11 protein-coding genes and 1 riboswitch are annotated in these 12,379 nt (G+C 72.1%); of the genes, 4 read left to right on the top strand and 7 right to left on the bottom strand.

All coding sequences use genetic code 11. The features are described 5' to 3' along the window. Positions 1-19 precede the first annotated feature (19 nt). On the top strand, positions 20-985 hold the full coding sequence (locus AB0P08_RS01265) for an ROK family protein (RefSeq protein WP_363587641.1): 966 nt from the start codon (positions 20-22) through the stop codon (positions 983-985). Then, complete coding sequence (gene nagB / locus AB0P08_RS01260) at positions 978-1,757, top strand: glucosamine-6-phosphate deaminase (protein ID WP_187663473.1); 780 nt, start codon at positions 978-980, stop codon at positions 1,755-1,757. Before AB0P08_RS01265 ends, nagB begins: the two co-directional genes overlap by 8 nt. Before the next feature lie 10 nt (positions 1,758-1,767). Here the strand turns inward: nagB and AB0P08_RS01255 are convergent, their stop codons facing one another. The 6 genes from AB0P08_RS01255 to AB0P08_RS01230 form a co-directional block, all read right to left on the bottom strand. Further along, on the bottom strand, positions 1,768-2,175 hold the full coding sequence (locus AB0P08_RS01255) for an NUDIX hydrolase (protein WP_363587639.1): 408 nt from the start codon (positions 2,173-2,175) through the stop codon (positions 1,768-1,770). Continuing rightward, a complete protein-coding gene (locus AB0P08_RS01250; RefSeq protein ID WP_363587637.1) occupies positions 2,168-3,532 on the bottom strand; it encodes an FAD-binding oxidoreductase in 1,365 nt (454 codons plus the stop codon). The genes AB0P08_RS01255 and AB0P08_RS01250 overlap by 8 nt, the downstream gene beginning before the upstream one ends. Positions 3,533-3,542: 10 nt before the next feature. Continuing rightward, complete coding sequence (locus AB0P08_RS01245; protein ID WP_187663476.1) at positions 3,543-3,914, bottom strand: YrdB family protein; 372 nt, start codon at positions 3,912-3,914, stop codon at positions 3,543-3,545. 9 nt (positions 3,915-3,923) lie between these two features. Further along, positions 3,924-5,978: a sigma-70 family RNA polymerase sigma factor gene (locus AB0P08_RS01240; protein WP_363587635.1), complete on the bottom strand. Its 2,055-nt coding sequence runs from the start codon at positions 5,976-5,978 to the stop codon at positions 3,924-3,926. 507 nt (positions 5,979-6,485) lie between these two features. Beyond that, positions 6,486-7,658, bottom strand: a complete 1,173-nt coding sequence (locus tag AB0P08_RS01235; RefSeq protein WP_363587633.1) for an N-acetylglucosamine-6-phosphate deacetylase — start codon at positions 7,656-7,658, stop codon at positions 6,486-6,488. Then, positions 7,655-9,166, bottom strand: coding sequence for a beta-N-acetylhexosaminidase (locus tag AB0P08_RS01230; protein WP_363587631.1), 1,512 nt, complete (start codon positions 9,164-9,166; stop codon positions 7,655-7,657). Before AB0P08_RS01230 ends, AB0P08_RS01235 begins: the two co-directional genes overlap by 4 nt. Positions 9,167-9,283: 117 nt before the next feature. Continuing rightward, positions 9,284-9,368, top strand: a riboswitch (ZMP/ZTP riboswitch). A 38-nt stretch (positions 9,369-9,406) separates the two neighbouring features. Between AB0P08_RS01230 and glyA the strand changes: the two genes are divergently transcribed. Next, entirely contained in the window at positions 9,407-10,681 is a 1,275-nt protein-coding gene (gene glyA, locus AB0P08_RS01225) for a serine hydroxymethyltransferase (protein ID WP_025103803.1), read from the top strand. Then, on the top strand, positions 10,678-11,556 hold the full coding sequence (locus AB0P08_RS01220; protein ID WP_363587629.1) for a bifunctional methylenetetrahydrofolate dehydrogenase/methenyltetrahydrofolate cyclohydrolase: 879 nt from the start codon (positions 10,678-10,680) through the stop codon (positions 11,554-11,556). The genes glyA and AB0P08_RS01220 overlap by 4 nt, the downstream gene beginning before the upstream one ends. An 80-nt stretch (positions 11,557-11,636) precedes the next feature. Here the strand turns inward: AB0P08_RS01220 and AB0P08_RS01215 are convergent, their stop codons facing one another. After that, positions 11,637-12,359 carry a DUF6882 domain-containing protein gene (locus tag AB0P08_RS01215; protein WP_363587627.1) on the bottom strand — a complete coding sequence of 241 codons (723 nt, stop codon included), beginning with the start codon at positions 12,357-12,359 and terminating at the stop codon, positions 11,637-11,639. Positions 12,360-12,379 lie beyond the last annotated feature (20 nt).

Below are 12,379 nucleotides of genomic sequence, written 5' to 3'. Positions count from 1 at the left end.
TGATCGGGAACGGCATCCGATGATCGTCCCCGCCTCCGCCGACCGCGCCGGTCGGCCCCTTCGCGTGGGCCTGGACGTCGGCGGCACGAAGATCGACGCCGTCGCCGTCGATCCGGCAGGGACGATCCTCGCCCGCCTCCGCCGCCCGACCGGGTGGGGAGAGGACGCCGTCGTCGACAGCATCGTGTCGACCGTCGCCGCCCTCGCCGAGGAGAGCGGACTGCCGCTGTCCGCGGTCGGATCCGCCGGCATCGGCATCCCCGGCCTCGTGGATGCGGAGACCGGCCGCGTGCTGCACGCGGTGAACCTCGGGGTGGAGTCGCTCGACCTCGCGGCGCGCGCCGAGCACGCACTCGGCGTTCCGTTCCGGGTGGAGAACGACGTGAAGGCCGCCGCGCTCGGCGCCGCGGTCCTGAGCGACGTCGCCGGCTCCATGGCCTATCTGAATCTCGGCACCGGCGTCGCCGCCGGCATCGTGGTGGACGGCCGCATCTGGCGCGGCGCACGCGGGACCGCCGGCGAGGTCGGACACCTCTCCGTCGATCCCCGCGGTCGGCTGTGCGGGTGCGGGCAGCGCGGCTGCGTGGAGACCTTCTGCGGCGGTGGGGCGCTGGCCAAGGCGTGGGGACGTCCCGGTGCGCTGCCCGTCAAGGACATCGTCGAGGCGGCCGACACGGGCGATCCGCACGCGCAGGCCCTGCAGGCGGACCTCTTCTTCGGGGCCGCGGCGGCCGTGCGCGTGCTCGTGCTGTCGGCCGACGTCGAGACCGTGGTCATCGGCGGGGGACTCACCGCTCTCGGCGGCCGGCTGGCGGAGGGGGTCCGTGCCGCCCTGCACGCCGGTGCCGAGGCGTCACCGTTCCTGAAGTCGCTGCGGCTGGATGAGAGAATCGAACTGCTCCCCGCGGGTTCCCCCGCCGCCGCTTTCGGCGCCGCTCTGGTGGGCGCATCCATTTCTGAGAAGGAGATCGTTCCGCATGGCTGAGGTCGTCATCGTCGAGAATGCCGAGGCCGCCGGCGCCCTGGTCGCCACCGAGATCGTCGAGCTCATCGACAGCCGTCGGGACGCTGTCCTGGGGCTCGCGACCGGATCGACGCCGCTGCCGGTCTATCAGGCTCTCCGCAGCCGCCTCGCGGGACGCGACGTGTCGCAGGTGCGCGGCTTCGCGCTCGACGAGTACGTCGGCATCGACCCGTCCCACCCGGAGAGCTACCGCTCCGTGATCACCCGTGAGGTGGTGGAGCCGCTCGGCCTCGACCCGGAGCGCATCCACGTGCCGAACGGCGCGCAGGCCACCATCCAGCACGCCGGTGAGGACTACGACGCGGCCATCGCGGCGGCCGGCGGCGTCGACCTGCAGATCCTCGGCATCGGCACGGACGGCCACATCGGGTTCAACGAGCCCGGGTCCTCTTTCGCGTCCCGGACGCGGGTGAAGACCCTCACCGAGCAGACGCGCGAGGACAACGCCCGTTTCTTCGACTCCATCGACGACGTGCCGATGCATTGCATCACGCAGGGCCTCGGCACCATCCTCGAGGCCCGCCACCTCGTGCTGCTGGCATTCGGCGCCGGCAAGGCGGAGGCGGTGGCCGGCGCGGTCGAGGGGCCGCTCACGGCGCTGCTGCCCGGATCGGCCATCCAGTTGCACCCGCACGCCACCGTCGTCGTCGACGAAGCTGCCGCGTCGAAGCTGCAGCTCGCGGACTACTACCGCTACACGTTCGCGAACAAGCCCTCCTGGCAGGGCATCTGACCCGGACGGGCTAGCGCGCTGCGGCGGGCCAGGCGAGCGGCAGCAGGTGCTCGACGCTCAGCGGGGCCAGCGGAAGCGTCACGACGTCCGCCGGGGTGATCCAGCGCAGTTCGGCGAGCTCGGCCTGCACCCGGACCCCGTCGGGATCGATCGAGGCCGAGAACGCGTCGGCCACGACGCGGTGCCCCGGCTCGTTGGCGGCCGCCGACACGAAGCGCCCCAGCGGCCGGAGGTCGGTCTCCGCGAGCTCGAGACCGAGCTCCTCGTGCAGCTCCCGGATGAGGGTCTCGGCGGGGGACTCGCCCGCTTCCGGCTTCCCTCCCGGCTGCATGAAGCGCGTCGTGCCGTGCTTGCGGACGACCAGGACGCGGCCCTCCGCATCGACGATCACGGCCGCGCTCACGTGGATGTCAGGCATCGGGGGAGAAGACCTTTCCGGGGTTGAGGATGCCGAGCGGATCGAACACGGCCGCGATGTCGCGCTGAAGGCGCCACTGGTCCTCGCCGAGTTCGTCGGCCAGCCATCGTCTCTTGAGGACGCCGATGCCGTGCTCGCCGGTGAGGGTTCCGCCCAGCCGGATCGCGGCGCGGAAGAGCTCATCGGCCGCCTCCCACACCCGGGCCGGGGTCTCCGGGCCCTCGAAGATGAAGTTCGGATGCAGATTGCCGTCGCCCGCGTGTGCGACCGTCGGGATCACCATCTCGAACTCCCGCTCGATCCGTGCGATCTCGTCGAACATGGCCGGCATGGCGCTCCGCGGCACGGAGACGTCCTCGATGAGGGTGGTCCCGAGCGACGCCATCGCGGCGTGCATGGATCGCCGGACCGCGAGCAGCCGATCGCCCTCGACGGGGTCGTGCGAGACCACGGGGACGCCCTCGTGGGCGCTCAGGATCGCGGCGATGTCCTCCGCCTCCGCGCGGGCGGCGGGGCCGTCGGTCTGGATCGTCAGCTGCGCGGCCCCCGGCGTCGGTGCCGGGAGCCCGAGGAGGGCATGGACGGCGGTGAGACTGGCGGCATCCATGAGCTCCATGATCGCCGGCTGGATTCCCGCAGCGGTCACGGCGGCAGAACCCGCGGCCGCGGCTCGCACGCCGGGGAAGGTCGCGGTCACCGTGCAGGTCTCGCCCGGCACCAGTCTGCGCAGCTTGAGCGTCGCCCCGACGACGACGCCGAGCGTACCCTCCGATCCCACCACGAGAGCGGTGAGGTCGAGCCCGGTCACGCCCTTCACGCTGCGGTGGCCGAGGTGCAGCAGGCGACCGTCCGCGAGGACGAGGTCGACGCCGAGGACCGCATCCCGCACGACACCGTACTTCGCGCAGAGGAGTCCGCCGGCTCCGGTCGCGATGTTGCCACCCACCGTGGAGATGTCGCGGCTGGCGGGGTCAGGGGCCCACCAGAGGCCGTGCGCGGCCAGGTGCGCGTTGAGGTCGGCGTTGAGGATCCCGGGTTCGACCACGGCGAGGAGGTCGTCCGGTCGCACCTCGAGGACGGCGTCCATCCGGCGGAGGGAGAGGACGATCTCGCCGTCACCCGCATTCGCGGCGCCGGCGAGCCCCGTCCCGGCGCCGCGCACGACGACGGGAGTGCGCGTGGCGGTGGCGATCCGCATCGTCTGCTGCACGTCGTCCACGCTCTCGGCATGGACGACGGCCTGCGGGAGGCCCACCGCGGCATGACCCGATCTGTCGGACCTGGCGTCCTGCCTCGCCTGCTCGCTGACGTCCACGCGCGCCCCGAGGGCGTCGCGGAGCAGCGAGACGACGCTCACGACCGTGCGCTCATGCCAGGGCGCGGCGTCCGCTGAGGACGCCCGCGACGACGGCGACCAGGGCGAAGGCGGTGCCGATCAGGGCCTGCCCCATGGACCACCAGGCGATGGTCACGCCCACGTAGATGAACAGTTCGACGACCGCCCGGAGGAAGGGATGCACGCGAAGAACCGGCCGCGGCGAGAGGAAGAGCGCCCACAGCAGCAGGGTGACCACGGGGGCGCCGACGCCGATGACGATGCTCCACGGCAGGTCCCAGCTGGCGAACCCCCACAGGGCGAGCGAGGCGATCGCCACGATGAGGACGACGACGCGCACGATGTCGAGGGCCGTGATGGCCGGACGGTCGACGCCGGCGACGGGGGCGGAATCCGGGGTCATGCGTCCAGTCTATTCCGCGACCGGAGCGTCCTCGGTCGGAGCCGGGGCCTCCGTGGCCGGGGCCTCCTCGGCCGGTGCGGCCGGTGCAGCTTCGGCGGCCGGCGCAGCTTCGGGGGCCGGCGCGGGCTCCGCCGGCGCGGGCTCCACGGGTGCGGGAGCTGCCTCGACCTCGTCGGCAGGTGTCGCGGTGTCCTCAAAGACGGCGGGCGCCGGGGCCTCGACCGGAGCGGTCACCGGCTCGGCCTCGTCGATGACGACCGCCGTCTGCTCGACAGGCGCAGCCGCCGCAGCGCGCTCATCGGCCGCCGCGTCCTGGGGCTGCAAGGCGTAGAGCGTGGTGACGGCCGACGGGGCGTCCGCGCCGGAGGGGAGGACGTAGCGGAAGGTCACGGGCACGAGACTGGCGAACAGGAACTGGTCCAGCGAGGCGCGGAGTTCGAGGGTGCCGGTGCCGTCCTCGCCGAGGACGACGCTGCCGGCGTCTGCGGTGCCGAGGAGAGCCTGCACGATCGTGCCCGGAGCTCCGGCGATCGGCACGAGGTAGTACCAGTGCAGGTCTTCGCCGAGCCAGTAGTCGGCGGGGCTCCAGGTGGGCGGCTCCGTCGGGATCGCAGGATCCACGGGGTCCACGGGGTCGACGGGGTCGACGGGGTCGACGGGGTCGACGGGGTCGACGGGGTCGACCGGCTCCACCGGATCGACCGGATCGACAGGGTCCACGGGGTCGATCGGGTCCACCGGAGCGACGGGCGGCTGCGTGGCCTCGGGAAGCGCCGCGGGGAGATCCGGGACGGCGGGTGCCGTGTCGGGCCCGGCCTCCGAGGAGACGGGCGGCGCCGCCTCCTCCTCGGCAGGAGGTGCAGGCGTCGCGTCGTTCTCCGGCGTCTCGATCACCACGGGCTTGTCGAGGTTCAGCGAGGAGTCCGGGGCGATGTCGGTCGCGATCGACGACGGGTCGGTGTCCGAGGCGCTGGGCAGGGAGGTCGCCGGGTTCGCGCCCGCGAGTCCGGGGACGATGGCCGCTGCGGCGACCACTCCGGCGACCACGAGGGCTGCCGACCCGGCGCCGACGACGGCGCCCATGCCCGTGAAGACGCCGCCCGTGCTCGCGCCCGAGCCGGCGCCGCCGACCGAGCCCGCTCCTGAGCCGGCTGCGCCCGCGCCGGAGGTGGCCGCCGCGGCCTGGCCGATGCCGCCGTCACCGACGAACACCGCGCCCGGGATGGTGGACGACATCCCCGCCACGGCCAGGACCGGCGCACCGCCCTGCAGGGCAGCGAGGTACCCGGAGGCCCCGGTGGCGCCGAGGACGAGCGGGAGCAGGACGAGGGCGAGACGCTTGGAGACGTCCTTGGCCTCGGCGGCGACGATCATGCAGCGGGCACACTCGTCGAGGTGCAGCTCGAGGCGACGGTGGTCGCGGGTCGCGAGGTTGCCGCGCGAGTAGGCGCCGAGGTGCTCGATCGTCCACTGGCACTCGGAGCCGGGGCTCGCGCTCCGCAGGTGCGCCTGGATCCACGCCTCGCGGAGCCCCTCACGCGCACGGAACGCGAGCTGCGACACCGCGCCGGCCTTCATCCCGAGGAGCGGAGCCACCTCCTGCGGCTTCATCTGCTCGATCTCGGTGTACCAGAGCACTTCCTGCCACCGCGACGGGAGGCTGCGGAAGGCCTGCGCGGTGAGGCTGCGGTCGAGGGCCTCGTTCGTGGCGTGCTCGGTGCTGTCCGGATCGGCCACCGTGTCGAGCTCGTCGATCGCGGTCTCGCGACGTGCTCGTCCCCACGCCGCGGCGGTGTTGCGGATGCTGGTGAAGAGGTAGGCGCGGAACGAGCCGTTGGGGCCGCCGCCCTTGAGGATCGCCTGGTAGATGCGGGTGTAGGACTCCTGCACCAGATCGTCGGGATCGATCGACGAGGTCACCGATCGCGCGACGGCCATGCCGGACGGATAGTGCCGCCTCCAGAGTTCCCCGAACGCCCCCTTGTCGCCGGAGCGGACGCGGAGGATCAGGTCGGCATCGCCGATGGTCTCGTCTGGTGTGGTGTTCTCTCGGTGCACGGTCATCCATCTGGTCCCGGGGCACACAACCGTCCCCAGGAGGAGAGACGCGAGAAGGCGTCTTTCATTACGCGGTCAGTCCATTCTCTCGCGAAACAGGCGCGGTGGCCACCCCCGGGGAGGACTCGGAGCAGATGCTCGGGGACGCCTCCGCGCCCCGGCGGTGATGCCCCAGCGAGAATTTTCTGAACTTTTTTCCGAGAACCGCGTAATGAACCGGGCCGGCCCTCGTCTCATCCCGTAGAGACAGCCGAAATGGACTCCACCGGGGGGCGGAGTTCCGGCGCTGGTGCGGGGGGTACTGCACCAGTGGGCGGGTCGGGATCCTCGGGGGAGGAGCTCCCGGCCCCGCCCGCTCGAACGGGAGGGAAAGGGCCGCCGATCTGGGGAGAACGGCGGCCCTCCACTCCCACCTCGCGAGAAGCGCGACGTCGATCTGGGGAATCCGGCGCCGCCATCTCGTCCGATCGACCGGAGACCGCAGCGCTGCGCGTCGCGCGAAGCGCTGCACGCCTAGGCGGGCAGCGCCGGTCCTGTCCAGACCCGCGCGACGCGCAGCTCCGCGTCCAGCAGCACGGCATCGCCGAGCAGGCCGGGACGCAGTGCGCCGAGGTGGGCGTCGCGCCCGATGGCCCGCGCCGGCGTCTCCGTGAGCGCACGCACGACCTCCGGCAGATCGACGCCCGCTGCCACGGCCCGCTGCAGCGCGACGTCCTGGGTCAGGGTGGAGCCGGCGATCGAGCCGGTGTCGTCGGCGCGGGCCACGCCGTTCTCGACGGTCACCTTCACCGCACCGAGGTCGTATCTGCCGTCGGCGCTTCCTGCGGCCGCCATCGCATCGGTGATGAGCGCCACGCGGTGCGGGGCCGCGTCGAACACGAGCTTGACGACGTGGGGGTCGAGGTGGACGTCGTCGGCGATGGCCTCCAGGATCACCCGGTGGTCGGCGGCCGCGGCGAGCACCGGGCCGGGAGCGCGGTGGTGGATGCCGGGCATCGCGTTGAACGCGTGGGTCAGCAGCGAGGCGCCGGCCTCGAAGGCCGCGACGGCCATGGCGGCATCGGCATCGGTGTGACCCACGGCGGCGGCGGCGCCGGCCGCGACGATCTGACGGACGGCGTCGATCCCGCCCGGGAGCTCCGGAGCGATGGTGACCTGGCGGACCGTGCCTTCTCCGGCCTCCAGCAGCCGGGCCACATCGGCCGCGACGGGGTGCCGGAGCAGCGTGGGCTCATGGGCCCCGTGGTGACCGGGGTCGAGGAACGGGCCCTCGAGGTGCGAGCCGAGCACGTCCCCGTCGGTCCTGGTCAGGGCGGCGATCAGGGCGACGCTGCGGGCCAGGTCGTCGATCGTGCCGGTGACGAGCGAGATGACCGCCCTGGTGGTGCCGTGCGCGCGGTGCAGGTTCCGCCCCGTCCGGATCGCGTCCACCCCGTCGTCGTAGGCGGCGCCCGCTCCACCGTGACCGTGGATGTCCACGAAGCCCGGCGTGAGCAGCGCGCCGGCGCCTGCCACCTCCGTCCCGTCCACCACCTCGGTCGCGGGCTGCCAGTCCGTGCCCGTGCCGCGCGCGACGACGACGCCGTCCTCGATGCGCACCCACGCGTCCTCGGCGATCTCCCCGCGATCGACGAGGCGGACGGAGTGGATGACGAGGGAACCGGTCGCGGAGGAGAGGGTCTTCAACGGGCGCTCCAGGGGATCTCGGGGGCGGGGTGGAAATCGACCCCCTCAGCCTTCCACAGCGGTGCGAGCGCACCGAGTCGGTCGCGGAAGGACTCCCACGTGCGGCCGACGCCCTCGCGCGGCGACCAGGCGATCTCGGCCTGCGCGGCGGCACGGGGGAACACGAGCTGCTCCACCTCGTCGAGCGTGCGGGTGGTCTCGGACCACAGCGGCGCCTCGATTCCCAGGATCGCCTCGTCGGGCACGTCGAGGACAGCGGTCGGCTCCCACTCGTAGGCGCGACGGACGTCGATGATCGCGGCCCAGGTGAGACCCAGCGGGAAGTCGGCGGTGTACTTCATGTCGAGGTAGGTCGCATCCGCCGCCGACATGATGAGGGCGCCGCCGCGCTCGACGAAGTGCGCGGCCTCCTCGGCGTGCGTTCCGGTCGGCGTCGTCATACCCCAGTACTGGCCGACCGTGCCGGAGGCGATGCCCGCAGCCGAGCCCATCTCGTGCCAGGCCACCGGGGTCTTGCCCTCCTCGACGACGATCGCCGTCGCGCGCTCCGCGAAGAGGTCGAAGTCGGCCTGGGGCGTGCCGAGGGACTCGTCGCCGCCGATGTGGATGTACGGCCCCGGGGTCATCTCGGCGAGCTCGCGGACGACGTCGCGGACGAATCGATACGTCTCCTCCTCGTGGATGCGCACGCTGGAGTGCCCGACGCCCCAGCCCAGATAGGGCTCTCCGGCCACCGGGAGCGGCTGGCCGAGCTGCTCGGACTGGGCCACCAGTGCGTCGTTCAGGACGGGGGCCTCGACCAGCTCGGGGTAGGCCACGCCGATCGCGTGGGTGTGCCCGGGGAGGTCGACCTCGGGGATCACGATCATGTGGCGTGCAGCCGCGTACGCCACGATCTCGCGGTAGTCGTCCTTGGTGTAGAAGCCACCGGGGGCGCCGTCGGCCGCGGTGGTGGCCGCCCGCTCGGTGAGCAGCGGCCAGGAGTCGATGTGCACGCGCCAGCCCTGGTCGTCCGTCAGGTGCAGGTGCAGGTGGTTGAACTTCAGCGCGCTGGTGCTGTCGATGAATCTCTTCACGTCGTCGACGCCGAAGAAGTGCCGGGCCACGTCGAGCATGACGCCGCGGCGGGCGAAGCGCGGGGCGTCCGCGATGTCGGCACGGAGCAGCGCCCAGCCGGCGTCGTCCTCACGCAGCAGCTGCAGCAGCGTCTGGACCCCGTAGAAGAGCCCCGCCTCATCGGCGCCGATGAGGATGGCGCGGTCGCCGATCTCGAGCGTGTAGCCCTCCGGGGTGGAGGATGCCGGATCGACGAACAACTCGATCTCGGCGGGGCCGGAGTCCGCCGCGGTGAGGGTGAGGCCGGTGCGGCGTGCGACGGCGTCGATCAGCTGTCCGGCGGCGGGGGAGGAGCCGAGCACACGCGTCGTCGCGGACAGCGGCAGGCGTCCGTCGCGGGCCTTCGCGGACACCGGTGCAGGGACGAGGGGCAGATCAAGAGGTAGGACCATGAACAAAACCTAGCCGCCGGAACGCCGCAAGGGAACAGGGCGATCGAAACGATTCTGCAAGCGGTGGGCACGACGCCCGAAACGACCGCGTGCGCGGCGTCGCGCATCGGCTATGCTCGTAACCGTCGCGACTGGCGTCTGGGTGGACAACCACCGGGGAGCGACTGACCACGGAATTCGACCGCGCGCCTGGGCCGATAGGAACACCCTTTTCGAATCCGTCGTCAAAAGGAGCACGTCATGACCGACCGTTACTTCAACGCCCCGCTGTCCGAAGTCGACCCGGAGATCGCCGAGGTCCTCGATCGCGAGCTGAAGCGCCAGCAGACCTTCCTCGAGATGATCGCCTCGGAGAACTTCGTCCCCGTCTCGGTCTTGCAGTCGCAGGGCTCCGTGCTCACCAACAAGTACGCCGAGGGCTACCCCGGCCGTCGCTACTACGGCGGCTGCGAGGAGGTCGACGTCGCGGAGGAGCTCGCCATCTCCCGCGCCAAGAGCCTGTTCGGCGCCGAGTTCGCGAACGTCCAGCCGCACTCCGGTGCCTCGGCGAACGCCGCGGTCCTGCACGCGATCGCCCGCCCCGGCGACACCCTGCTCGGCCTCTCACTCGACCAGGGCGGCCACCTCACGCACGGCATGAAGATCAACTTCTCCGGCCGCCTGTACGACATCGTGGCCTACGGGGTCGACGCCGAGACCTCGACGATCGACATGGACGAGGTCCGCCGCCTCGCCATCGAGCACAAGCCCAAGGTCATCATCGCCGGGTGGTCCGCCTACCCGCGCACGATGGACTTCGCCGCGTTCCGCGCCATCGCCGACGAGGTGGGCGCGATCCTCTGGGTCGACATGGCGCACTTCGCCGGCCTCGTCGCCGCCGGCCTGCACCCCAACCCGGTGCCGCACGCGCACGTCGTGTCCTCCACCGTGCACAAGACCATCGGCGGCCCCCGCTCGGGCTTCATCCTCACCAACGACGCCGACCTCGCCAAGAAGATCAACACCGCGGTCTTCCCCGGTCAGCAGGGCGGTCCGCTCATGCATGTGATCGCGGCAAAGGCGACCGCGTTCAAGCTCGCCGGCACACCGGAGTTCAAGGAGCGCCAGGAGCGCGTGCTGCGCGGGGCGAAGCTCATCGCCGAGCGCCTGTCGCAGCAGGACGTGAAGGACGCCGGCATCGCGGTGCGCTCGGGCGGGACGGACGTGCACCTCGTGCTCGTCGACCTCCGCGACGCCGAGATCGACGGCAAGCAGGCGGAGGACCTCCTGCACGACATCCACATCACCGTGAACCGCAACGCCGTGCCGAACGACCCGCGTCCGCCGATGGTGACCTCGGGCCTCCGCATCGGCACGCCCGCGCTCGCGACCCGCGGTTTCGGCGACGCCGAGTTCACGGAGGTGGCCGACATCATCGCCCTCGCGCTGCTCCCCGGTGCCGACATCGAGGCGCTCCGCGCCCGCGTGGACGCGCTCGCCGCGGCCTTCCCGCTCTACCCGGACCTGCAGCAGTGACCGCGGTCGTCCTCGACGGCAAGGCGGCGGCGGCCGAGATCCGTGCCGAGCTGACGGAGCGGGTCGCGGCGCTGAAGGCGAAGGGCGTCACCCCCGGCATCGCCACCGTGCTGGTGGGAGCCGACCCCGCCTCGCAGCTCTACGTGGGCATGAAGCACCGGCAGTCCGAGGCGATCGGGATGAACTCGATCCAGCGCGAGCTGCCGGCCGACGCCACCCAGGCCGACGTCGAGGCACTGATCGACGAGCTCAACGCCGATCCGGCCTGCCACGGGTACATCGTGCAGCTGCCGCTGCCGAAGCACCTGGACACCGACGCGATCCTGGAGCGGATCGATCCGGCGAAGGACGCGGACGGGCTGCACCCGACCAACCTCGGGCGCCTCGTCCTCAACGTCAACGCGCCTATCCACACGCCGCTGCCGTGCACCCCGCGCGGGGTCATCGAGCTGCTGCTGCGCAACGACTACGACCTCAAGGGCAAGCACGTCGTGGTCGTCGGTCGCGGTGTCACGATCGGGCGCTCGATCGGGCTGCTGCTGACCCGTCGCGACCTCAACGCCACGGTCACGCTGACGCACACCGGCACGGTCGACATGCCGCGCTACCTGCGGGAGGCCGACGTGATCATCGCGGCCGCGGGGGTCAAGCACCTCATCCGCGCCGAGGACGTCAAGCCCGGAGCCGCGGTGCTGGACGTCGGCGTGACCCGGGAGACGGACCCGGAGACCGGGAAGAACGTCGTCTTCGGCGACGTCGCTCCCGAGGTCGCCGACGTCGCCGGGTACCTGTCTCCGAATCCCGGAGGCGTCGGTCCGATGACCGTCGCCCTGCTCATGACCAACGTCGTCGAGGCGGCCGAGCGGACGGTCTGACCTCCGCGCCGCGTCGCAGATTCACGCGAACGCCGCAGGGATCCCGGTGATCCCTGCGGCGTTCGTGCGTTTCTGCGGACTCAGACCTGGCCGTGCAGCGAGCTCTCCACGCCGCTGATCCGGGCCTGCTCGTCGAAGCGGATCGTCGCGGTGCCCGAGGCATCCGTCACCGTGGCGCCGGAGAACGACTCGTCCGTCCAGGTGAGGGTCCACCCGGCGAGGCGGGCGAGGTCCCAGACGGCCGTACGGGCGTCGGGAAGGGGCGTCTGCGCGAGGGTGCGGGGGAGGGCCACCACCGTGTCGGCGACCGTGAGCGGGGCTAGCGGCGCGTCGAGCAGGAACACCGCGCGGGTGCCGCCGTCGACGGGTGCCGAGTAGTACGGGGAGCGTCCGGTGAGCTCGACAGCGACGCCGCCGATCGTGTGCGCCCCGCGGGCGATCCAGTCCGCGTCGCCCGAGGCATCGGCGGGGAACGGGACCTCGGGGGTGGTGAGCTCGGCGATCCCGTGCTGCTCGCCGTACGCGCGGAGCTGCGCCGCGACGCCCTGGGGGTCGCCCTGCGGGTGTGCCCACGCCCACAGCAGCGAGCGCGGACCGGGGGCGATCGTGGCGATGAGGTGCGCGCGGGTCACGAGCTGCCGGGTCGGGTCGGCGTTCGCGGTGAAGGTCAGGGTCCCCGCTGCGAGATCGGCGTCCCACCGGTGCTCGCCGAGTGCGTCGGCGGCCGCGGAGAGGGCGTCCTGGCGGAGCGCGGTGAAGAGGGCGGCACGGTCGGCGAGGGGCTGCAGCGGGGGGAAGGTCATGCTCACAGTCTCGCCGGGAT

The sequence above is a fragment of the Microbacterium meiriae genome, assembly GCF_040686935.1.
Lineage (GTDB): Bacteria > Actinomycetota > Actinomycetes > Actinomycetales > Microbacteriaceae > Microbacterium > Microbacterium meiriae.
The sequence above is the reverse complement of the archived record's forward strand: the minus strand, read 5'-3'. Positions and strand labels throughout refer to the sequence as shown.